19 protein-coding genes and 1 pseudogene are annotated in these 21,521 nt (G+C 65.6%); 7 read left to right on the top strand and 13 right to left on the bottom strand.

Going from position 1 to position 21,521, the window contains the following annotated elements; translation table 11 throughout:
- Positions 1-72: 72 nt before the first annotated feature.
- Positions 73-3,381, bottom strand: a complete 3,309-nt coding sequence (locus AB0J29_RS12545; RefSeq protein ID WP_364783689.1) for a BTAD domain-containing putative transcriptional regulator — start codon at positions 3,379-3,381, stop codon at positions 73-75.
- 120 nt (positions 3,382-3,501) lie between these two features.
- Here AB0J29_RS12545 and AB0J29_RS12550 point away from each other — a divergent pair, with 120 nt between their 5' ends.
- Together AB0J29_RS12550 and AB0J29_RS12555 are read left to right on the top strand one after the other, a co-directional pair.
- On the top strand, positions 3,502-4,143 hold the full coding sequence (locus AB0J29_RS12550) for a hemerythrin domain-containing protein (protein WP_364783692.1): 642 nt from the start codon (positions 3,502-3,504) through the stop codon (positions 4,141-4,143).
- Between the two features lie 195 nt (positions 4,144-4,338).
- The gene (locus tag AB0J29_RS12555) at positions 4,339-4,716 is read left to right on the top strand and encodes a DUF4267 domain-containing protein (RefSeq protein WP_364783695.1); all 378 of its coding nucleotides are present in this window, start codon (positions 4,339-4,341) and stop codon (positions 4,714-4,716) included.
- Positions 4,717-5,021: 305 nt separating this feature from the next.
- Here the strand turns inward: AB0J29_RS12555 and AB0J29_RS12560 are convergent, their stop codons facing one another.
- Both AB0J29_RS12560 and AB0J29_RS12565 read right to left on the bottom strand, forming a co-directional pair.
- Positions 5,022-6,044 carry an NADP-dependent oxidoreductase gene (locus tag AB0J29_RS12560; RefSeq protein ID WP_364783698.1) on the bottom strand — a complete coding sequence of 341 codons (1,023 nt, stop codon included), beginning with the start codon at positions 6,042-6,044 and terminating at the stop codon, positions 5,022-5,024.
- 105 nt (positions 6,045-6,149) lie between these two features.
- On the bottom strand, positions 6,150-6,329 hold the full coding sequence (locus AB0J29_RS12565) for a hypothetical protein (RefSeq protein WP_364783701.1): 180 nt from the start codon (positions 6,327-6,329) through the stop codon (positions 6,150-6,152).
- An 88-nt stretch (positions 6,330-6,417) separates the two neighbouring features.
- On the opposite strand from AB0J29_RS12565, the gene AB0J29_RS12570 reads away from it, so the two are divergent.
- Positions 6,418-7,386 (top strand): amidohydrolase family protein, encoded by a 969-nt coding sequence (locus AB0J29_RS12570; protein ID WP_364783704.1) that lies wholly within the window; start codon positions 6,418-6,420, stop codon positions 7,384-7,386.
- Between the two features lie 256 nt (positions 7,387-7,642).
- Here AB0J29_RS12570 and AB0J29_RS12575 read toward each other — a convergent pair whose 3' ends face one another.
- Entirely contained in the window at positions 7,643-8,308 is a 666-nt protein-coding gene (locus AB0J29_RS12575; protein WP_364783707.1) for a maleylpyruvate isomerase family mycothiol-dependent enzyme, read from the bottom strand.
- Positions 8,309-9,188: 880 nt separating this feature from the next.
- Here AB0J29_RS12575 and AB0J29_RS12580 point away from each other — a divergent pair.
- A complete protein-coding gene (locus AB0J29_RS12580) occupies positions 9,189-9,671 on the top strand; it encodes a hypothetical protein (protein WP_364783710.1) in 483 nt (160 codons plus the stop codon).
- A gap of 45 nt (positions 9,672-9,716) precedes the next feature.
- On the opposite strand, the gene AB0J29_RS12585 is transcribed toward AB0J29_RS12580, so the two are convergent.
- Genes AB0J29_RS12585 through AB0J29_RS12600 form a run of 4 tightly spaced genes read right to left on the bottom strand, consistent with a single transcriptional unit; the run spans position 9,717 to position 14,508 of the window.
- Positions 9,717-10,805, bottom strand: coding sequence for a hypothetical protein (locus tag AB0J29_RS12585; protein ID WP_364783713.1), 1,089 nt, complete (start codon positions 10,803-10,805; stop codon positions 9,717-9,719).
- A complete protein-coding gene (locus AB0J29_RS12590; RefSeq protein ID WP_364783716.1) occupies positions 10,802-13,075 on the bottom strand; it encodes a hypothetical protein in 2,274 nt (757 codons plus the stop codon). Before AB0J29_RS12590 ends, AB0J29_RS12585 begins: the two co-directional genes overlap by 4 nt.
- Positions 13,072-13,812, bottom strand: coding sequence for a hypothetical protein (locus tag AB0J29_RS12595; protein ID WP_364783719.1), 741 nt, complete (start codon positions 13,810-13,812; stop codon positions 13,072-13,074). The genes AB0J29_RS12590 and AB0J29_RS12595 overlap by 4 nt, the downstream gene beginning before the upstream one ends.
- Positions 13,813-13,863: 51 nt before the next feature.
- Entirely contained in the window at positions 13,864-14,508 is a 645-nt protein-coding gene (locus AB0J29_RS12600) for a Crp/Fnr family transcriptional regulator (RefSeq protein ID WP_364783722.1), read from the bottom strand.
- Positions 14,509-14,987: 479 nt separating this feature from the next.
- Here AB0J29_RS12600 and AB0J29_RS12605 point away from each other — a divergent pair, with 479 nt between their 5' ends.
- From AB0J29_RS12605 to AB0J29_RS12615, 3 genes and pseudogenes are all read left to right on the top strand, one after another.
- Positions 14,988-15,089: a DUF2510 domain-containing protein gene (locus AB0J29_RS12605; RefSeq protein WP_364783725.1), complete on the top strand. Its 102-nt coding sequence runs from the start codon at positions 14,988-14,990 to the stop codon at positions 15,087-15,089.
- Positions 15,090-15,220: 131 nt separating this feature from the next.
- A pseudogene (locus AB0J29_RS12610) lies at positions 15,221-15,349 on the top strand (DUF6423 family protein); the annotation flags it as partial.
- A 9-nt stretch (positions 15,350-15,358) separates the two neighbouring features.
- Positions 15,359-17,452, top strand: coding sequence for an MFS transporter (locus tag AB0J29_RS12615; protein WP_364783728.1), 2,094 nt, complete (start codon positions 15,359-15,361; stop codon positions 17,450-17,452).
- Between the two features lie 602 nt (positions 17,453-18,054).
- Here AB0J29_RS12615 and cyaB read toward each other — a convergent pair.
- The 5 genes from cyaB to AB0J29_RS12640 are packed head-to-tail and all read right to left on the bottom strand — an operon-like array spanning position 18,055 to position 20,887.
- Positions 18,055-18,621, bottom strand: a complete 567-nt coding sequence (cyaB, locus tag AB0J29_RS12620; protein ID WP_364783731.1) for a class IV adenylate cyclase — start codon at positions 18,619-18,621, stop codon at positions 18,055-18,057.
- 8 nt (positions 18,622-18,629) lie between these two features.
- Entirely contained in the window at positions 18,630-20,009 is a 1,380-nt protein-coding gene (locus AB0J29_RS12625; RefSeq protein ID WP_364783734.1) for a hypothetical protein, read from the bottom strand.
- Between the two features lie 52 nt (positions 20,010-20,061).
- On the bottom strand, positions 20,062-20,280 hold the full coding sequence (locus AB0J29_RS12630) for a hypothetical protein (RefSeq protein WP_364783737.1): 219 nt from the start codon (positions 20,278-20,280) through the stop codon (positions 20,062-20,064).
- Entirely contained in the window at positions 20,277-20,609 is a 333-nt protein-coding gene (locus tag AB0J29_RS12635; RefSeq protein WP_364783740.1) for a hypothetical protein, read from the bottom strand. Before AB0J29_RS12635 ends, AB0J29_RS12630 begins: the two co-directional genes overlap by 4 nt.
- On the bottom strand, positions 20,606-20,887 hold the full coding sequence (locus AB0J29_RS12640; RefSeq protein ID WP_364783743.1) for a hypothetical protein: 282 nt from the start codon (positions 20,885-20,887) through the stop codon (positions 20,606-20,608). The genes AB0J29_RS12635 and AB0J29_RS12640 overlap by 4 nt, the downstream gene beginning before the upstream one ends.
- Positions 20,888-21,521: the final 634 nt, after the last annotated feature.

The raw sequence follows: 21,521 nt of genomic DNA on the forward strand, positions 1-21,521 counted from the left end.
CGGAGAAACGAGTGTTCGATGCTCTACCGGCCCGACGACGCGGGCTGAGGCATCCCAACGCCGATCTTGCGTTCAGCGTGGCTGCGGGGGCGAAACATGGACGCCGAGAGCACGATCGGCGTGTGTTCGGGCGTCGGCGGACCAGTGGGGAGCGTTCCACTGGTCGGCGATGACGGCGGCCCGGGCGAAGTGGGCGGCGGCCTGGTCGGCGCGGCCGAGGAGAAGGGCCAGTTCGCCGAGCGTGTGGGCGACCGGGCGCAGGGCCAGCGACAGGCTCTCCGCGCCCGCCGGGGGACCGTCACGGTATGGCAGCAGGTCCAGGTAGATCTGCTCGGCAGCGTCGCGGTCGTTGACGGCGACGAGCGCCATCGCGCGCAGGCTCGTCAGGAAGGTGAAGAAGAAGTCGGGCCGGATCGGGCTCGGTGCCGCGCGGGCCCAGCGTGCCTCATCGCTGCGGCCCGCGGCGTGGAGGGCGAGCGTGAGCAGGTCGGCGACCATCGGGCCGAGCGCCGCGTGGAGAGCGCGCACGTCGTCCAGGTGGTCGCCGAGCGTGCCGTCGTTGAGCCAGATCGCCGCCAGCGCGAGGCGGAGGAAGCCCGCGGCGTGCACGGATCCCGCTCGTTCCATGAGTTCGGTGGCCTCGGCGTAGCGGCGCTCGGCGTCGGCGAACCGGCCCTCGATGAGCACCAGCGTTGTCAGCGCGATCTCCGCGGCGCCGGTCGCCTCCGGCATCCGGTAGGCGCGGGCGAGATCGAGCGCCTCCCCGGTCACGCGGCGCATGGTCGCCGGGTCGTTGGCCGCGGCGGCGTTCGCGGCCTGGCTGAGCAGCCCGGTCACGCGGTAGACGGGCAGGTCGTGCTCGACGCCGATCTCCACCAGCTCGCGGGAGTACTCCTCCCGCCCGGAGTCGCGGGCGAGGACCAGCAGCGCCGCCGCCCGGAGGCGGGGATCGGTGGCGAGGTCGAGCGCTTCCCGCGCCGCCGCCATCACCGTCGGATCGTCCTCGCCCACCAGCTCATGGGCGTACGCGATGAGGAGGTGAGATCGCACGTCGGGGGCCAGGCCGGTTCGCTGGAGCAGGCGGCTGAGGCGGTCGACGATGGGACGGTCGACCGTGCCGTACCTGCGGGCCTGCCAGGGGGTGGGCTCGGTCCAGGCGGTGAACGCGGCGATCATCAGGTCGTCGCGCCCGATCGACTCGGCGTACTCCGCGGCCTGCTCGCGCGTGTCCCTGGCCGCAGCGAAGGCCCCGGCCCGGACCTGCGCGCGCAGCAGCCTGCCGAGCAGATCGACGCGCTCGTCCGGGTCGCTGGAGTTGGTGACGGCGTCGGTGAGCAGCGCGGCCGCCACGTCGTGGGCATAGCGCACCTCGGCCAGCTCGGCGGCCCGCACGCAATAGCCGACGGCCTTCGGTGATCCCGCTCGCGCATAGTGATGGGCGAGGGCCGCGACGTCACCAGTACTCTGCAGGGCCGCGGCGATCCGGGCGTGCATCCTGGTGGTCCGCACCCGGCTGACATCGGTCACCAGCGTGTCCCTGACCAGCGCGTGAACGAACCGGACGCGCCCGGGCCCTGGCTCGTCCAGCAATCCGGCGATGACGCCCACGTCCAGCGCGTCCAATACGCTGTCCTCGTCGGTGTCGGCGGCCCGGACGAGCACGTCCACCGAACTCTCCGGGCCGGCCACCGCCGCCAGCCGTAGGACGGACACCGCGCTCTCCGGGAGCCGGGCGAGCCTGCGCCGCAGCACATCCCGGACACCGTCGGGGACCTCGGAGAGCGCGACCAGCGCGCCCTCCCCGTTGAGCAGCCGCGCACTCTCCCGCACGTAGAAGGGGTTGCCGCCGGTCCGCTCGGCGATCCCAGCCACGGTCGTGTCGTCGGCCGCGCACTCGGCGCGCACAAGCTCCGCGACGGCGTCGGCTGGCAGTCCGGGCAGGTCCAGCCGCAGCGGCCCGGTGCGGGCGAGGGACCCGAGGGTGTCGGTGAGTCGCTCGCTCTCGTCTCCGCGATACGCCGCGACGATCAGGATCGGGGCCCGCACCCCGACGCCGGCACCGAGCAGTTCCAGTGTCGTGCCGTCCGCCCAGTGCAGATCATCGAGGACCATCGCGACCGGCCGCTCGGCGGCAGCGGCGGTGAGCCACTTCCACAGGGCCCGGCGCAGCCGGAACCGCCCGGCCGCCGCGTCGCCGGCACCCGGCGCGCAATCGCAGAGCAGCGGCGCCAGATCGTCGGCCAGCTCGCTCGGCGGGGTGCTCGCCGCAACGGCCCGCAATGCCTCGCCCCACGCCCACGCTGGCGGGGCGCCATCCAGTTCGGGACAGCGCCCGGCGGCCACGAGCCACCCGTCCTGTTCGAGCCGCGCGGCGAGGTGCTCCAGCAGCGTCGACTTGCCGAGCCCGGCCTCCCCGGTGACGAGCGCGATACGCACCCCATCGGCGACGGCCTCCCCGGCGGCCGCCACCAGCGCCGTGAGCTCACTCGCACGGCCAACGAATGTGCCGGCACCGGACCTGTTGCTCGGCGGTTCGCTGGGCCTGCGTTGCGACGTTTTCGAGTTCGACTGCGCCCCAGGCAGTTCCGCGATGGCCTGCGTCTGTTCCGGCGGAACGGCGGCGCGAAGGATGTCCGTGCGCTGGGCGAGGATCGCGTCTTCCAATTCCACCAGGTCCGGGCCTGGGTCGAGCCCCAGCTCGTCGGCGAGCGTGGCGCGGGCGCGGCGGAGCGCGGCCAGAGAGTCGGCTTGGCGGCCACTGCTCCACAGCGCGAGGGCGAGCATGCGCCAGCCTTCCTCGCGCAGCGGCTCGTCACGGGTGAGGCCCTCCGCCTCGGGGACCACCGCGGCGGGGTCGCCGAGCCGCAGTCCCGCCGCGATGCGCAGTTCGCGGGCGACCACCCGCAACTCGTCGAGCCGCGCGATCTCGGCAGACGCCCACGGCTCGTCGGCGAACTCGGCGAACGCCGGTCCCTGCCACAGCGCCAGCGCCGCACCCAGCCGGGCGCGGGCGGCGCGGGGATCGGCGAGCGAACGGGCCGCGTCGAGCAACTCCTCGAAGCGCCACGCGTCCACCGCTTCCCGCGGCAGCCGCAGTGTGTAGCCGGGTGCTGCGCTGACCAGCAGCCGGGCCGGGGTGCGCGGTGCGCGACCGGGTTCCAGCAGCCGGCGCAGGTTGGATACGTACGCCTGCAACGACGCGAGAGCGCGGCCCGGCGGTTCGCCACGCCACAGGTCCTCGACCAGGCGATCGACCGACACGACCTGCCCACGCGCGGCTACTAGCAGGGCCAGCACCCCCCGCTGCCGCGGTCCGCCGAGCGGAACGGGCTCGCCGCCGGCCTCGGCCGCGAACGAACCCAAAACCCGGACCATCACCATGACCCGGCCGATGGTACGCGCGGCCGCCGCCGGTGTTCCAACTCGTCTCCAAGTGCTCTCCAAAACCCCGAGCGCAGTCTCGGTACATCGGAACGGATGAAACACGAAGGGAAGCAACAGATGAGCGTCGACACCCAAGAGATGGAGATCGTCCACCGCGGGCTCCGCCGCGAGTCGCGGCTGCTGATCGAGCTCGTGGCGGCGGTCGCGCCGGGCAACACCGCCCGCGCCGCGGTGATCGCCGACCACTTCCGCATCTACCGGCTGGGTCTGCAGAACCACCACGAGGGTGAGGACGAGCTGCTGTGGCCGCCGCTGCTGGCGCGCGTCGACCTGGGCACCGACATCATCCTGCGGATGGAGGAGCAGCACGAACGCGTCGCTGCCACCCTGACCAGGCTGGACGCCGCCGTCCCGGCGTGGGAGGCCACGGCGGGAGCCGACGAGCGCGACACGCTGGTGGCCGCGTTGACCGACCACCGGGCAGTCCTGCTGGAACACCTCGACGACGAGGAGGCCACGCTGCTGCCGCTCGCCGCCGACTACATCACCGAAGCGGAATGGGCCTCGCTGGGCGAGCACCTGGTGGCGAACACGCCGAAGCTCACCCTGCTCACACTCTTCGGCGTCGTCCTCGAGGACGCGAATCCGACCGAGCGTGCTCGTCTCCTGTCCGGCCTCCCCGCCCCGGTCCGCGCCATCTGGCACCTCATCGGCCGCCCCCGCTACGCCCGCCACATCCGCCGCGTCCGCGCGGCCTGACCCTGCCCACCCGCACGAGGTCGACAACGGCGTGCCGACCTTGGCCACCAATGCCGTCATCGCCAACACATCAGCCCGGCGCACAACATTTCATCGTCGCGATCGAGGCTGCCCGCAGATCACACGCGCGTTGCCTCGCTGGCGACGGCGGCCGCAGTCTCGGCTGAAAATGCCGATCGAACAAAGGAATTCATTATGCAGTCGATCATCGGCGGCTCCCTTGCTGCTGTCATCGCCATCGCAGTCGTCGTCATGGGCACGAGTTTCTTCTGGGCGCCGCAGGGTGCGGCCGGCTTCGGTATCCCGCACAGCCCCATCCAGGACCCTGCCTTCCACGCCTGGCTGGGGGTCAAGGGCGTCCGTGACATCGCCTCCGGGGTGGGCATATTCGTCCTGCTCGCCGCCGGCACACCCGCACTGCTCGGCGGGTTCATGCTCACCCTCACCCTCATCCCGATCGGGGACGCGGCGATCGTGCTCCGTAACAAGGGGCCCAAGTCGGCCGCCTACGGCATCCACGCCGCCAGCGCAGCCGTGGTACTGACAGCCGCAACGCTGCTGCTGACCGCCTGAACCCGGTCGCATAAGCACGCACGATTCAACTCCTACGCACCCCGGGAGCGGTCAGGGTCCGCTGTTGAGGGCGGGGACCGGGGCACGGGATGATCTCGCCGGACTTCCGACAATCCGAACATGGCAACCACTCGGCATTCGGCAGTAGCGGACGTTCTGCACCGCACCAGGTTCCGGGCGCCGACATACCGCGCTGACCGCTTCGGTCAGCGCGGTATGCGGCAATAGCGGACAGTCGGACCGTGACATCCGGTTGACCATTCATCCGGCCTGCATCTCCGGCAGCCCTTGATGGTCGGTGGGTTTCAGGACTCCACGACGTCGACCAACTGCTTACCGAGATTGCCGCCCTCGAAGACAGCGCGCAGTGCACTCGGTGCGGATTCCAATCCGCTGCTTACGGTTTCGGCGATGATGAGCTTGCCCTGGTCGTGCCAGTCGCGCAACGCCGCGAACGCCTCCGGAAAACGGCCGAGGTAGTCGAGAAAGATGAACCCTTCCATGCGTGCCCGGCGCATGGCCAGCTGCATGTAGTTCCGCGGCCCGAACTGTGGATCCGCACCTTGATACCCGGAAGCGATGGCACCGGCCAGAACAACACGAGCGCCGGGTGCCAGGTGCGCCAGACCATGCTCTAGAACGCGGCCACCGACACCATCGAAGAAGACGTCGACACCGTCCGGGGCCAGGCGGGTCAAACAGGTGTCGATGTCATCGTGTTTGTAATCGATGGCGGCATGCAGGCCCGCACGATCAGTGATCCAGGAGCACTTGTCCGGACCGCCTGCGATGCCGATGACAGTGCAGCCCAAGGTTTTCGCTATCTGGCCCGCAATCGATCCGGTCACACCGGCCGCAGCCGACACCAGCACCGTCTGACCGGGCTCGGGCCGGCCGATATCCGTCATGCCGAAGTACGCGGTCAAGCCGGGCGCTCCGAACAGGCTCAGCATCATCGTGGGCGGTACACCGTCGGGCACCACGTTCAGCCCGAACAATCCACCTTCGGACGCGACGGCGTAATCCTGCCAGCCGACCATACCGGCGACCCAGCTGCCCACCGGATAGCTCGCAGTGTTCGAGCGCACCACCTGCCCCACCCCGCTACCCCGCATCACGGTGCCTACCGGTACCGCATCGATGTAGTTGTCCGCATCGTTCAGCCAACCACGCTGCGTGGGATCAATACCCAGCCGATGCACCCTGACCAAGGCTTCCCCCGGCCCCACAACCGGAACCGGAACGCTCCTGAACTCGAAATCCCCATCCCGCAACGCGCCCTCGGGCCGCCTCCGCAAAATCCACTGCCGGTTCACCGTATCCACCACCGGGCGATGCTAAATCACACACATCGCAGTCTTCGAATTGTTTTTTCACCGTGGCCAATACGCACGGAATTCTGCAAAGCGGATGCCCGATGCCTGGCATCGATATCAACCGAGTGGCATCGGGCGTCCGACGAATTCGACCGGACCGAACTCACAGCTGGCCTGGTCGAGGGCTGCGGCGAACGCGTCGTGGTAGGTGTCGGTAACCGTGTTCCACCCCGCGTCGCGGTAGAACAGATAGACGCCGGGATCGGCGTCGTACTGTGCGACCACCAGCCCGGCCAAGCTGTCGATGACTCGTCCGTCGACCTCGTACCGGGTCCATCCGGTCGGTGTCGCACCGCAATCCCAGATTCGAGCAGAGGAGCACGAGGTGAATACCGCACTGCGTATCGATACCCATCAGCACATCCTGCCGCCCGAATACGCGGAATGGATGCACGCCAAGGGGATTCGCCCGGGAGGCGTAGACCTTCCCGCGTGGTCCGAGCCTGCCGCACGGGCATTCATGGACGACCACGGCATCCAGACCGGAATCCTGTCGCTGTCGACTCCGGGAGTATGGTTCGGCGACGACACCGAGGCCCGCGGTTGGGCGCGCCAGATAAATGAATTCAGCGCCGAAGTGGTGCGCGGCCGGCCTGATCGGTTCGGATTCTTCGCCACACTCACTCTGCCCGATGTGGCCGGCGCGCTCACCGAAGCCCGATACGCCCTGGACACCCTGCACGCCGACGGAATCGTCCTGCTGGCGAACAACGACGGACGCTATCTCGGAGATCCCGGATTCGCGCCGCTGCTGGAGTTCCTGCACGACCGCGAAGCTGTGGTGTTCATCCACCCCGGCGAGCTACCCGCCCCACCCGTGCCGGGCATCCCGACATTCACCGCGGACTTCCTGCTGGACACCACCCGCACCGCGCTGAGCCTGATCCTGACCGGCGCGATGGACAAGTACCCGGGCATCAAGTTCGTCCTCGCTCACGCCGGCGGGTTCGTCCCCTACATCGCCTCCCGCATCATGCTGACCATATTCACCACGAATACTGATGTACGACAATCAGAACCGACGGACCGGCAGGACGCCGAAGGTGATCCGCTCGCGGTATTGAAGCAGTTCTACTACGACATAGCCCTGTCCGCGAGCCCCTCCGCGTTACCCAGCCTGCTGGCCGTAGCCGACCCTGATCACATCACTTACGGCAGCGATTTCCCGTTCGCGCCGCCGGCCGCGGTCGGCCTCATCAACTCCCAATACGAGAACTATCCACTCGACCCAACCCTTCGCACCGCCATCGACCGCGGCAATTGCGAAACATTGTTCCCCCGTCTGAAGCAGTGATCACTGGGACTTTCGCGAACGGCCGGGAATTCGGCAACGACCTCACCGAGTTCATCGCGATCGGCACCGCGGCGAGCACCCTTGGTGCGGAACGCCCCTATGGAGCGGCGAGCCGGAAAACCACCTCCGACGGTTCGAACTCGGCCTGCGACTGTCGCTTTCGCGTGCCACCAAGGGGGACTATCGGAAAATCCGACAGCCCCTCTCTGCCAGATCCCGTTTTCACGACGACCGTCGAATACCGATGCCGACGGTGTCACATATTGCCGCTGCCGGCTCGAGTGGTCACGCGGCTGCGCAGGGTCGGCACACCAGGCCCGGCGAGGTCATCGCAGTAGGCCGACCGGCCCGCCATCGCCATGGTCAGCGCGATCGTTGTTCCGCTGACCAGGGGGCCGGTTCCAACAGCAAAGAGTCCGTCGGTCGCCTCTAAGCGCAGGCCCTCGATCGCGCCGCGGCTGGGCACGGTGAAGTCACGGCTGGCATAGAAACGGGCGACGCTAGTGGCGGCTTCGATTGATGGTGTGCGGGGCAGCCCGAGAGGGCGTCGGATGTCCTGGGCGTGGACGACCACCTCACCGAGCCAGGCTGCCGTGTGCCCTGATGCCGCGGTGGTGCTGGTGACAATCGCCCGGAACCGTTCGAGGGTTTCGGCGGGGGTCGCACCGCGGTGCTCGGCCAGTTGCCGGTTGTTGTGCTTGTCGAAGTCGAAGCGGGCACCGAGCACACTGGACAGCCAGCGCAGCCGACCGGTGCTCGCTGTGGCAGTGAGATGTGCGACGACTTCCTCGACCACCCAATGCCCGCACAGCGATTGCTGGCGCCACTGCCCGTCGTCCAATTGACCGAGATCGTCGGCCAGGACTGCACGTTCGGCATGAGCCATCGCCCAAAGGGCATCACGGGAAATGACATTCGACACGAGGAAACCTCCAGTTCGGGTGCTGCCCGGCGGGTACACGGAGATGTAACTCGCGCATCGTCCCGTCGAGGGAACGCGGTGCAATTCGTCGTTCCGGAGTGCTGACGACAGCGCTCCCCCAAAATCATCGGTACTGCACCAGATGTCGACTTTCCCGGTGATAAGAGCCGCGTCACGCCCTCGCACATCGGCATTAGCGCTCGTTCCGACGATAGCCAACATGCACGACCTAACAGGTCCCCGATGACGGCCCCCCTTCTGGCACGGTGTCCAAGCCGTGCGGACATGGTGACGGCTGCAATGAGGCTCGACATCGGTCACCGGCTGCGACAGATACGAACCCTGTCCAGAAGCTGCTGCACGACCCGCCGCTCTGCCAAGCACAGCACAGCGCAGCACCTGCATTGCGAAGTTGTGGTCGCCCAACAGCAGCATGCCCGGATACGCCTTGCCAGGCCGGCTTGTCACAGAAGAATGTTCGGCGCCGCCGACTCCCCGTCTGACCGACAAGCGCTCGAACAGTGCTACCGGATTTGCCTCCGCCCCGACCGTCCTGGCATGGTCAGCGATAGACCTGCCAGGCCCATCACCAGATCGACCGTGCCGATGTAGCCGGCCTGGACCGCGGGGAAGGTCAGAATCGAAAACGGCGGCGCTGCAATAGATGACCGCGCAGCGGATCTCGGCGAGCTTATCAGCGCAGAAATCGCGGACGAGCCGAAGGGCTGCTCCGGTATCGGCGACGTCGTCACCGACCAGGACCCGCGCCCCGCCAGATCGATCTCCGAGTGTGCACTTGTACGTGGAAACCATTGTGGCGCACTGGTGTTCTGGTCATATGAAACCTGGCATGGTGAAGACGGCTCGCAGGAAACTCCGAATGGGGCGGCTCGGTCCAGCTGAGGATCTGTCCACGGCACTTCGGACGGTGTCGGAGATCAATCGCGTCATCGCTGCAACCGATACGAAGGTCGGATTGCTGCTGACCGCGAACGGATTCGCGCTGACGGGGCTGATTGCGGCCTCCCGCATACACACGACCGTGCTCACGTGCGTGGTGGCCGCCACCCTCGGGGTGTCGCTGCTGGTGTGCATGTTGTACTTGGCTGCCACCTTGCGGCCGAACCTGCGCGGCGCCGGGGCCGGGAACTGGTTCAGCTTCCCGACCTTTCCCACCGAGATCGACCGGCGGCCGAGCGTTGCGGTGCTGGCCGATCACGCGTGGCGGGAGGCCGCGGTGCTCGCCGAGGTCGCCCGCGGCAAATATCGCAGGTTCGCGGTGGCATTGCGGTGGAGTGCGGTGAGCCTGATCGCGTTCGTGGTCTGGTTCATCGTGTCGTCGCTGTCCGGTATTGGCGAATGACGGCTCGGCGAGGACGGGGATACGTTGGCCCACTGTGGAATTGGGTCAGATGTCTTCGTCCTCGTCGTCTTCCTCGTCGTCGTCCGGCTCGGTGTCCAGAGCGCTGAGCGCTGCGGTATCGGCGATGATCGATGACGCGCTCAGCTCGATGTGCGGCTTCGAGGCGGAATCTCCTACCGCGGTCGGCTTGGTGGCGCTGTCGATGAGCGCGTTGACTTTCGCCAGAAGCTGGTCGCCGTCCCGCTTGTTCAGCATGCCCTTGTCGAGCAACAGGGTGATGATCTCCCGCGCGCTCTGCTTGTTGATGTTGTGCTGGACGGCCAGCTGCGCGATCACCTTACCGACATCGTCCCTGCGGGAAGCCAGCCGTAGCGCGAACATGCTGAGATCGCCGTCGCGCAGCGCTTGCAGATAGTGATCCATCCGGATCTGTTCGCGCTCGATGGAGTTCTGCCCTTTCAAGTTGGCGATCTCGTGCTCGAACCTGGCGGACTGCAGGTTCAGGCCGTGTCCGGCGTCGTTCTCCTCATGTTTGAGTTCCGTGTCGCGCAGCACGTCGTGGTGCTCGGCGAGCCGCCGTTCCGCGGCCCGTCGGTCCAGGGTCCGGTGCCGGAGATGGCCGAGTGTTTCTGCGTCCGGCCGCAGCTGCACCCGGCATTCCAGCAAGGTCATTCCGTAGCCCAATTCGATGGGGTGGGAAGCGAAGAATGAATTCACATGCTGCTCGGCGTCGAGGAACTGGTCGACGTCGAACTTGCGGCCCATCGTCCGAAGGTGTTGTTCGACGATCGGACGGTAGACCAACTCCGCAGCCTGCACATTGTCCCGGATCGCCCGCACCGGATCGGTGATCCGCCAGGACAGGTGCGTCTGGACGACAAAGTTGAGCGCGTTCTCGGCGGTGGGTACCTCGACCTGGAATGACGCGTGATGGACCGCGACATTCACCCAGAATACCCCGGCAGGCCGGGTTCCGAATAGGGCAGCCGGTTTTCGTTCGATCGGCGCTAGGCGGCCGTTCCGGTCCAGCGAGACGGTCAGCCAATATCCCTCCGATTGCGGGCGGAATTGACGCCAGCTTTCGCCGGACATCGCCAAGTAGAGGACCAATATCTCCGGATTATTCGCATTCATTCCGTTCGTTCCTTCGAATCGAGTTGTTTCGAGTCGACTCGTCCCATCGAATCCAGGATCGTGAGCAGCTCCTGCACCGCGCGCCGGGGCCCCTTGGGTTCGGTGGCCCATTCCTTCAGGTGGTAGGGAAGAATCTCGATGTCTTGCATGGCATTTCCGAGATCGAACAGGAAGCGCGCGAGCGGTTCGCGCAGATTCGGGTCCTTCTCGGCGATGCTGACCCAGTCCTGGATCTCGGCATAGGTGTCGGGTGGATGGCCGGGACTTTCCATCAGGCGGGCGAACAGGGCGATGATGGCCTCACGACGTGTCCCGGTCAGACACACTGCCACAGGCCACTCGAGTAGGCCCTGCTCGGTTCGTACGCGCCGGTAGCGGCTCAGGGCCAGCACGCACCGTAATCCGGTGTCGCGCAATCGAGGACGGGCCGCGGGTCTGGTCCAGCGCAGCAGTTCACTCAGGATCCGGTCGGTGAGCCCGCCCGACCAGAACAGCTGGGCCATCGAGAACGATGCGGCCAGCCGGAGTGAGAACCGGGTGCTTCGCGCCGCGCGTCGCAGCCGTGGAATGGCCGTCTCGGGCATCGCCTGCCCGATCTCGCTGCCCAGTGCCCGCGCGGCGGTGACGCGCAACGCCAGCGGCTGGTCACGCTGCAACCAGGTGTCGAGCATTCTTGAAACAAGTGGTGCGAGATCGGAATACAGGAATGGGAACTGCAACGCGGCCATCGCGGCAGCCCGGTTGTATCGTGTGCCGCTGCGCGCCCATGGTTCGATGACCACCGTGCGCGCATGCTCGAACTCGAAGGTGGACAGCAGGCCCGCTGCCACTCCCGCGTGCACACAGACCCTGAGATCGGAGCTGCTCCCTAGTGTCCGCAGCCAGTCGCGCACCAGCTCGAGGGCGGTGTGATACTCCTGCCATACCCGGTCGAGGACCTTGGGTGGGTAACTGGGATCGGTGAATTCGACTACGTGGACCGGTATTTCACCGTAGATGGTGTTCTCGGTCGACCGGTACGACCGCGCCCGCGCCGCGGCGATGAGTTCACTGTTGCGTGATCCGAACACCGGCCATGCGGGTGTTTCGTCGGGCTGCTCTTCGCTGGCGATGACGCGGGCCAGCGTGCGGGCCGCGTCGGACACGATGTACAGCGGCATTCGGTTGAAGACCGCCAGTGCGATCGTGAAGGCGCGGGCTTCCAGGCTGGGCTGTTCGTCGAACCACTGCCGGAAACCCTCACCGATCGCGGCGTCATGACGGTCGTGAACCTCGGTGATTTCGGTGCGTTCGTCGGCAACATCGGCCAGCTCGTCGCCCAGCTGCGCGAGAACACGCGCGGCCGGCCGGTCCCGAATGTATCTGTCCAGAAGTGAGCCCACTTCGGGCAGGTCGAATATCTCGGCCGGATCGCGGTCCAGACGGTACCGCACATGGTTGCGGACCAACTCGGTTGTGTCTGCGGGATCGCCGGCGTCGACGAGGAATTCGCCGAGGTCGGGCGGCAGGGCGGTGGCGTTGTCCAGCAGGACGATCATCAGGCAGTCCTGCTCGCTCAGTCTCCCGCTCAGCTGCTCGAGGTGGAACCGATGCAGATGAACAGCCTGATCGGGACCGAACGACTCCATCAGATATCCGGTGTGCCGGGTGAATTCGATCTCCAGCGAGCGAAGCTCCACGTCGGGTTCGAGGGTGTACACACTCGTCGTGGACTCTTCGTCCAGCGCGCGCAGCGCTACCGTCGTGCGCCCCCAGCCCTGTGGTGCGCGCAGCAGCAGGAGTGACTGCGCGCCGAGTCTTCGGCGGATATCCTGAAATACCTTTGGTTCCACAAAGATTCGGCGGATCCGCTCGAGCCGCTCGGTTGTTACCTCGCCGCGCGCCACGGTGCGGTGGTTCGTGGTGTTCCCGAGGTTGTCGCGGCCCACCTGGGTGCCGATCGTTGCGTCGCCGCCGATGAAGTTGGTGGCGTGGATGAACACATGTCGCGCTCCGGGCGGGATGCCGCGCATCGCGTCGACCGCGTCGTACATGCTTGCGGCTGTCGCGCGGGTCTCATAGAGCAGGTCATCGTCGGTGGTCTGCTCAGGCTGTTGTGTCTGTTCGTCCTGCTTGTTCTTGTCGTCCTGCTCGGCGGTGTCGGGGTTCCGGCTGATGTCGGTGGCGGGTTCGGGGGTGTCGCCGCCGCGTGGCTTGGCGTTGGAATTCTCGGCTTCCTTACCGTCGGTCCGACCATCCGTGGGCGGTGTTTCGGGATCGGCCTCCCTCATGATCGCCCGTTGATGTTGTCGCCACCCACCTGAGTGCCAATGACCGCGTTGCCGCCTATGAAGTTCTTGGTGTGGATGGTGGCGTCATTCGGTCCCGCGCCGGGTGTGCCCGGTCCATTGGTGGAGGCCTTCGCGGATCCTGCTGGGACGGAATCGGATTGGGGTAGCGGCGGCTGCGGATATCCCGGTATGCGAACCCAGATCCGCTGGTCGCCGGTTTTCGAATGCATTGTGACACTGCCATATTCATCCGGCGTCACCGTGTCCCGGTAGCTGTGCCGGACCAAGCCGCCGAAAACCGGGTCCGAGACCACGACGACCGCGTCCGCCCGGGGTGCGCGCTCGAGCGCCTTCTTGACCACTTCCTCGGAGTTCATCCGGAATGTCGCGGTGAGCGCGTCGCTGGACCAACCCTTGTCGTCCCTGCCGACATAACCTTCGTGAACCGCAATGCGCACCCGCAGCCAGTTCATCGGGCCCGCTGCACTGTTGTGTTCGCGCACGCCGGTCAGCATTGCGCCGACGACCCGGTCGAGGACGTCCAGAACCGGAATGCCGAGTATCAGCATGGCTCCGTCACCGCGATCCTCTTGAGCCACAAGGGCTTCGGGGTGTGGTAGCGCGCCATCGATGATGCGGTAGAGCGTTGCGCGCATGGCCTCGCCCTGCACATTGGTCAAGGATTCGGAATTCTCGGCGTCCACGACGACAAAGGAACGGTGCGTGGGTTCGGGCATGACTTCTCCTGGTTTGTGCGACGTGCCTGTGGATCTGGCGGTCCCCCAGGTCTATCGGCGGGGGTCGCGCGTGTCTGCGTCCGAATACACATTCGGCAGACCTTCGGCGACTTCAGCGAGCAGGTCGGGCCGCAGCAGTTCCACGCAACGGCGAGCTGTTCTGATCGCGCCGATCTCACGCAGGTGCTTGAATGCCTTGGCCACGGCCTCGCGGGATGCGTTGGCCGCGTTGGCCAATTCGGTCTGAGTCAATGGCAGGGCGATGACCACCCGATCCGCGTCGGGGCGCCCATATCGCTGGGCGTATTCGAGCAGCAGCCGGGCCAGCCGCTCGGTGACGGTGTATGCGCCGTAGTCCAGGCGATGCACGTCGGCCTCGCGCAGCCGGGTTACCACAGTGCGCAACAGATCGAACGTCAGCGCGCCGTCGCTGATCAGCAATGCGCGAAAAACTCTGCCCTGCACAGCAGTTGCGATGACCGGTGATATGGCGGTGATGGTCGCCGAGCGTGCACCTGTATCGATCGCGGAGAGCTCTCCGAGCAACTCGCCGGGGCCGCGGATGCCCAGGACGACCTGTTTTCCGCTCGGCGCGGACGAGCTCACTTTCACCCAGCCCGACTCGATCACCAGAACGTGATCGGACATATCGCCTTCGTGTAGCAATACCGCACCAGTCGGCCAGCGATGCCGCACACCGGCTTCCAGCAGTTCCGTGCTGTCGAACCGAGGTAGTGTGTCGAAATGCAGTGTTGTTCCCCCTTGTGAGCCACTGTGTTCTACGGTGGCGACTTCGCGACAGACTAATCGATCGGTCAGCGCGTGTCGCCCGACTGGTTTGAGGTGATCACGGAGGCGGCCGTAGAGGATCGCCAACTACTGCGGAATCCGTGCGCCAGGGTGGAGTTACCTAAGCGTCGGCACAAGCCGCGCGGCTACCTCACCCACGTGCGGGTCGATCTGCTCGCATGCAACATCGCCGAGAATCCGACGGCCATAAGCTTCTTGGCGTATACCAGGTCGCGATTGGGTGAGATGGCTGCGCTGAAAGTCTCCAGCTTCGATGTCGTGTGCGAACCTGATCACCAATGGCCATGGACACAGTTGCCCGTTTGGCCTGCGAGCATTCGGGGTGGGCTGGCATCCTCGAAAGAGGAACTGCGGCAAGGGGGATCATGAGCACAGTGCCATCGAACTGGTATCCCGATCCGGAGCGCAAGGGCTTTCTACGGTATTGGGACGGCCTGGACATCGAAGGAACAGCTCACAAATTCTGACCTCGATGACGATCTACGGTCTCAAGTGCTGCGCGACTTGCGCCCCGTCCGCTTTCATGGCCGGACAGTGATCTTGGCAACGATCAAAGCCCTGAACAGCGGTATCGTAGCCACCAACGCTTGCGAATCACAATCGGTTCACGCCCGCCCCGACCGAGAGCCCGGACAAGATCAAGAGCCTCATCGAGGAGTACGTCGCCAATGGGATGCCACCGAAGCCGGTCATCGAGGTCATCATTCCCGTCACGCTCATTAGCTGACTCGCCCACGTGAGCAGCGGCCCCACGCCTCCGACGCCCGCGGCGTCGATGCGCAAACCGCTGCCATATTTCCTCGCCGCACGGGCGCTGAGCATCCTCGGCGACCGCGTCACCGACATCGTCCTGCCGCTGGCAGTCCTCGCGGCCTCCGGGTCCGCGGTCACGGCGGGCGTTGTCGGTGCAGCGGCCCAGCTCCCGCAGGTCCTGGCCGCGCTGCACATCGGCGCCCTGGTGGACCGCCGCGAACGCAAGCACCTGATGGTGACCGCCGACATCGTCCGCGCAGTCGTGTACGTCGCGATCGGCGCGGAAGTGCTGCTCGGCGGGGCGCGGCTGGTGCCGCTGGTGCTGCTCGCGCTGATAGTCGGCGTCGGCGACGCGATGTTCCACACGGCGGCGAGCAGCTACCTGCCGAGCCTCGTCGCAGACCGAGACCTCATGCGCGCCAACGGTTTCGTGGAAGGCTCCGACGCCGCAGCGACGCTGACAGGCCCGGCTGCCGGTGGCTGGCTACTGCAGGCGCTGGGCCCGCTGGTGGCGTTCATGGCCAACGCGGCGAGCTTCGTGACCTCGGCCATGCTGCTGGCCCGGTTGCCGAAGAACATTCCAGCACCCGGGGAATCCGGCGGCGACGAGTCCGTGCTGGCCGGGCTGCGGCTGGTGCGGAGGAACCGGGCGCAGGCCGTGCTGCTGGCGAGCGCGTGCTACCTGAACCTGCTCGCGGCCGCGGCGTTCCTGCCCTTGCTGGTCCGCGCCAACGAAGAACTGCACCTCACACCACTCACGACGGGACTCATCGTGTCGGCCTCGGGTATCGGCGGCCTCATCAGCAGCTTGGTGCTCGCCCGGTTCTGCGACACCACCGAATGGCCGCTGCTGCTGGCAGCGGTGCTGTCGGTCAACGGTGCCGCGGTCAGTGTGCTCGCCCTGTTCAACGCTCCGCTGTGGCTGGCGGCGACGGTGCTGGTAGTCGACGGCGCCTCAGCACTGGGTTTCATCATCGTAGCCACGATGCGCCAGCGCATCACACCGGATGCCGTGCGCGGACGGGTGATCACCGCGAACACAGCCGCGACGGCCACCGTCCGCATGCTCGCCCTGGCCGTCGCCGGCGCGCTGATCGACTTGGTCGGCCCGCGTCCGGTGCTGCTCGGCCTGGCGGCCCTCGCGCTGCCGTTCGTATTCCTGCTCGTCCTACCCGGTTCGACGGCCCGCCCGGCCGAGCCCCCGGCATGGGAACGGGTTCCCGATGTCCCAGAACGTATTACGGTCGAATATAGCTCCGTGGTTCCGACGAGCACCATCACCCGCGTCCGCACCCTCGACGGCCTGCACCTGGCAGCCACCCTCGTCACTCCCGGTCACCCCACGACGCACGCCATCGTGCTGGTGCATGGTGGTGGCGTCACCCGCGAGGAGGGAGGCTTCTTCAGCCGTCTCGCGACCGGCCTTGCCGATGCTGGTATCGCGTCGCTGCGGTTTGACCTTCGCGGCCACGGCGACAGCGAGGGCCGCCAAGAGGAACTGACCCTCTCCGCCATCCTCAACGACATCCGCGTCAGCCTCGCCGCTGCGCAGGACGCCACAGGTGCCAGTGACCTGTCGCTGCTCGGTGCCAGCCTCGGGGGTGGCATTTGTGGCTATTACGCTGCCAAACGCCCAGAGGATCTGTCTCGGTTGGTGTTGCTGAATCCGCAGTTCGACTACAAGAAGCGCACCATCGACACTCGCGACTACTGGACGAACGATGTCATCAGCGACGAGAAGGCCGAAGAACTTAATGAAACCGGAGCGATCCAGTTCACGCCGACGCTGAGGCATGGTCGGCCGCTGCTCAATGAGGTGTTCTGGCTGAAGCCGAACGAAGTCCTCGGCGAGATCAAGGCATCGACTCTGATCGTCCATGGCAACGCAGACACCTTGGTCCCAATCGATGGTTCCCGCGCTGCTGTCGGCCAATTCACCGCACCCGTTGAGCTGGTCGAAATCGAGGGATCACAGCACGGATTCGCCGTCCATGACGATCCGCAGTACCTCAACCCGAAAAGCCAGAAGTTCCAGGCCGAAGTGATCCGCATCGCGGCGGACTGGCTCACGGCTTAGCGGGACGGCATCAAGGCTTCACGGAGCTGCCGCACATTCGGCCGGTGGTTCCAAGGGTCGAGCGTCCGCACTACATCCACAACGACATTCATCGCGCGCTCCGAACGGGTCTCGCGCGCCACCGCGACCGATTTGGGTTGCCACCGTGGCGGCCTCGTCTGGTTCGCCGCTGAGTGCGAGCGCTTTTGCCTGTCGAGCACTGAAGAAACCGGCATCGCGCCGGGACAGTCCCCCATCGGCGAGCACCTGACCGAACAGTTCAGTGGCCCGCTGCGGTTTGCCCGCCTCGTACTTGGGTTTCCGGCTTCTTTTTCTTCTTTTCTTTCTCTTCCGGGGCTCCCAATTCTTCTCACTCTTCTACATGAACCAATCAAGCCTGCGGCACAACAGATTTCGCGGGACCGATCGGATTCCCCGCACATCCAGCGACGCACCCCGGCAGGTACCTACGGCGCAAGGCTCCAGGATGGGGAAGCCGAATCCGGCACGACGCAGGACCGCCATGTGCGAAAACCCCGGTGTCTGTGGGACTGACACCGGGGTTTGGTGGTTGCTGCCTTCGTGACGAGGGTGGGTGTGCGGAAGTCCTCTTCAGGCTGTTATCAGTGGGCTGCGGCCATGACCAGATCGCGGTAGGACAGGCCGACGACCAAGTAATCGGCTATGCCGAGTTCAGTTTCGACCTCTTCGAGATGGATGGTTGCGGCGTCGGTATCTGCGGCGGTGACCTCGGTTTCTACGAAGGTCCCGGCGTAGGTGACGGCGTCGATAGCGACGATGATGTCGTCGTGTTCGGGGTGCTCGTAGATGGTGCGAGCCTTCTCGACGCGAACGAGTTCGACCATACCGATTGCGACGAGCAGTTGGTTTGCCGCCGAGGCTTGATCGGGACCACTGAGAGATACGTTGGTTTCGCGTTTGGCGATCACGTCGGCGTCGCTGTGGGTGCTGGCATTCGACGGTGGCTTGTAAGTGATTTCGGCGAACCCGTCTCGCTGCCGAATACGAAGGCACTCAACGGTTTTCATGTAGTCGACATCGGGGCGGCTGAAGTAGGTGTCGACTTCGGTGAGGTTTCCGGCCTCGCGGTAACCGAGTTCGGTAAGCCGCTGGCGAAGGGAGCTGGGGTCGGGGAGTTCGCGTTTACGCTCGACCTCGATCAAGTGCATGGGCTGAATCATCCTCTCGTGTGGATGGCAGTGTGGACGCGGGCAAGGCTGGGTTTCGAACAATGTTGGCGGATGGTTCCGAGTGCCTCCTGTAGGGCGTCGGAGTCGGTGATGGGGATGTTCTGGAACAACACCATCTGCTTGGCGTCGCTGAGTGGGTTGGCGAGGTTCTTGCCGAGGAATCGGTTGTAGTAGTGGCGTTCTCGCACGAAGACATCGGTGGGTTGTACCGGCATGAGAACGGACGGCATGCCCGTGTCGGTCTCGGCGGAGTGGACGGCGAAGGCCGTCAGTAGCTCGTCGGCGGTGAGGTAGGCGTAGGTCTCCCGGCCTTCGCGCGCGAGCCAGCTACCCCAGATCTGGCCGCAGTCGTCGTTGCCGTGCTCGACGGCTGCGAGGAACAGGTTCAGCGCGACATCGGTGACGGCGTCGAAGATGTCGCCATCGATCACGTGATGGTCGCCATAAGATTCGCTGACCGCCTGAATGTTGGCGCGGTCGTTGATAGACATCCACGCGCTATCGGTGAAGGCAAAGTGCACGCGCTTGTGACCGGTGCGGAAATCTATCCAGTCCCCCGAGAGTTGCCCGTCGAGTATCGGAGTGAATCCCAGAATGCCCGAACGCCATACATGGTCACGCAGCGTGATGTAGTGGCGTTGCGCTTCACGGAACAGCCCGATCGGGGCGTGGATGACGGCGCAGACGCGGGGGTCGAGTTCCGGGGCGGTGACGATGCGGGAGTTCTGGCGGACGATTATCTCGTCGTCGTGGTGGTGGTAGGGGTGGGTGCCGTGGTGGAGGTAGTGCGGCAGGAACAGGCGCAGGAACTGCAACCATGACGGGGCACTGTAGGACTGGACGGCGGGCTCGTGCAGCGATGGCGCGTCGACGGCGTACACGTCGCGGTAGACGAAGAATCCATAGGGTTTCAGCACACTCGGGAAGGTCCGGATCATCGTGTGCAGTCCGCTGTAGGCACCGCCGTAGGAGTAGACCTCGTGCAGCAGCGCCGACGCGCTGATGACATCGACGGGTCCATTGACCAACGTCGCGATATCTTGCGCCCACCCGCGTACCAGCGCGCACGTACCGACAGTATTGAAACGGTCAATGGCCTGCGTGAGAGTGTGGGACGTTATGCCAGGTGCCTCGATGAGGGTGAGACGAACATCGTGGGGCTTGGCCTCCAGTTGGGACGCCAGGAACGTGACGGCCGCGCCGCCACCGGGGCCGATCTCGACGATATGTGGGCCGGCATCGGCAATCCGAGCCAGGGCACGTTGAACGAGTAGCCCCTTCTCCTGGCCGTGGTCGTTGGCGGCCACGTCGAGGTAGGTTGCCTCGGATTTCTGTTGGTGAGCAAAGGAATTCGATGTACCGATCATTGCGCGCCGCTGGCCTTTGGTCGGGGAGTGTGGTCGGTCGAAGTGAAGGCGGCTACGGCTCGAGATAGAGGCGTTCATTGGGCAACCTAGTTAGTTCAGCGGTGTCGCCGGGGATGACCTGCACCGCGTCTGGGTAGTGATGGGCGCGGAAGTCCTGAATGAATAGGAGTGCGGCGGTGAGGCAGGCGGCGAAGTCGAACCGTGCACCATGCAGGTACACGCTCAGATGAACGTCTGGATCCTCCGGTCGCGGGGAAGCGTGTTCACTCATGACATCTCCCGTAATCGGTCGGTGCTGGTGCAGGCCACGAACTTGGTTGGCGTGATCAGGTCGCACGCCAGAGCGATAGCCCGTACGCGGCTACTGAAGTGGGCCATGTCGGGCGCGATGACCGCTGCCGCTCCCTTGCCGCGTGCCGTCCCGACAATGAGGGCTGTCGGCATGAACGTGTCATCACCAATGGTGACCAGTCCAGTCAGGGCGTAGCCGCGTCGCTGCGCCAACTCGGTGATGACTCGTTCGTCCCGCAACCGGTGCGGGCCGCTGACATCAAGCGATAGAACACCAATTGCCTTGGGAGCGAACGTATTTGTGTTCATGGCCGCTGCTCCTGCATCGGCGGAACTGGTGTGGAGCCATCGGGCATGAAGTCGTCAACGTCATTGACAACCCGAACCCCGATCCACAGGCACGGCAACGGTGACAGCATGTCCGTGATGCCGTAATGGTCGCCGATCTTCCCGTCGACCAGCGGGGCCATAGTCATGCAGAACCGCGACGGACGCTGGACCGACTCCAACTCCCCGGTCTTGCCGTTGAAGCTCCCAATCCCGCACATCGAGAGTTTGACCCACGGCCCACAGTCACATTCAGACATGAGCGGCCCACCTCCGGACGGGCCGGAACGGCGCCGAACACGCGCGGATCGCATCAACCGCCACAAGCCCGGACGGCCGGAACGCGCTTCGGGGTGGCGCGATCCAGCGCCGGAACTGCGCGCCCTTGTCGACCGGTGACGGCAACGCGACAGTGCCACCGGATCGCACCACCGACACGTTCAGACGAAACAACTCGGCGAACAAGCACACGTCGTCGGGGATGTCCGGTCTGACGAGCAGGGTCCACCGGTTCGAACGTGGATGCGACAGAATCGGCCCGATATCCGAACCATAATGTTGCATATAGGTTTTCACGGCTTGGCCGAGGTGAGCGGGGACGATGAGTGCCCATACGTGGTCGGCCTTCATGATGATCCGCCCGAGGTGGGGAGGATCGACGGTGGCGGGCAGGTCGCACACCCGCCGGTAGAAGTGACATCGGGACAACGGGGTATCGCCAAAAGCTATGTGGTCCATCGGATTTCAGACCCCTTGGTCAGGATGTTCGGTGGGCGTTTGCTCGGGTTGCCATTCGTGTAGCGCGCTTAGGTATCGCTCGACAACATCAGCAGGGACATCGAGCGCAAGTGGGGCGGGTGGGCCGACAAACGGCGTTCGGTGCGGCTGATTCGG

It is taken from the genome of Nocardia sp. NPDC049707 (assembly GCF_040674855.1).
In the GTDB taxonomy this organism is placed as follows: Bacteria; Actinomycetota; Actinomycetes; order Mycobacteriales; family Mycobacteriaceae; genus Nocardia.

Excerpts from the sequence above, each read along its gene's own strand:
- AB0J29_RS12585 (WP_364783713.1), bottom strand. The coding sequence starts at position 10,805 with ATGAATGCGAATAATCCGGAGATATTGGTCCTCTACTTGGCGATGTCC.
- AB0J29_RS12605 (WP_364783725.1), top strand. The coding sequence starts at position 14,988 with ATGAGCACAGTGCCATCGAACTGGTATCCCGATCCGGAGCGCAAGGGC.
- AB0J29_RS12550 (WP_364783692.1), top strand. The coding sequence starts at position 3,502 with ATGAGCGTCGACACCCAAGAGATGGAGATCGTCCACCGCGGGCTCCGC.
- AB0J29_RS12545 (WP_364783689.1), bottom strand. The coding sequence starts at position 3,381 with ATGGTGATGGTCCGGGTTTTGGGTTCGTTCGCGGCCGAGGCCGGCGGC.
- cyaB (WP_364783731.1), bottom strand. The coding sequence starts at position 18,621 with ATGCACTTGATCGAGGTCGAGCGTAAACGCGAACTCCCCGACCCCAGC.
- AB0J29_RS12580 (WP_364783710.1), top strand. The coding sequence starts at position 9,189 with ATGGGGCGGCTCGGTCCAGCTGAGGATCTGTCCACGGCACTTCGGACG.
- AB0J29_RS12635 (WP_364783740.1), bottom strand. The coding sequence starts at position 20,609 with ATGAACACAAATACGTTCGCTCCCAAGGCAATTGGTGTTCTATCGCTT.
- AB0J29_RS12590 (WP_364783716.1), bottom strand. The coding sequence starts at position 13,075 with ATGAGGGAGGCCGATCCCGAAACACCGCCCACGGATGGTCGGACCGAC.
- AB0J29_RS12625 (WP_364783734.1), bottom strand. The coding sequence starts at position 20,009 with ATGATCGGTACATCGAATTCCTTTGCTCACCAACAGAAATCCGAGGCA.
- AB0J29_RS12630 (WP_364783737.1), bottom strand. The coding sequence starts at position 20,280 with ATGAGTGAACACGCTTCCCCGCGACCGGAGGATCCAGACGTTCATCTG.
- AB0J29_RS12595 (WP_364783719.1), bottom strand. The coding sequence starts at position 13,812 with ATGCCCGAACCCACGCACCGTTCCTTTGTCGTCGTGGACGCCGAGAAT.
- AB0J29_RS12640 (WP_364783743.1), bottom strand. The coding sequence starts at position 20,887 with ATGTCTGAATGTGACTGTGGGCCGTGGGTCAAACTCTCGATGTGCGGG.
- AB0J29_RS12555 (WP_364783695.1), top strand. The coding sequence starts at position 4,339 with ATGCAGTCGATCATCGGCGGCTCCCTTGCTGCTGTCATCGCCATCGCA.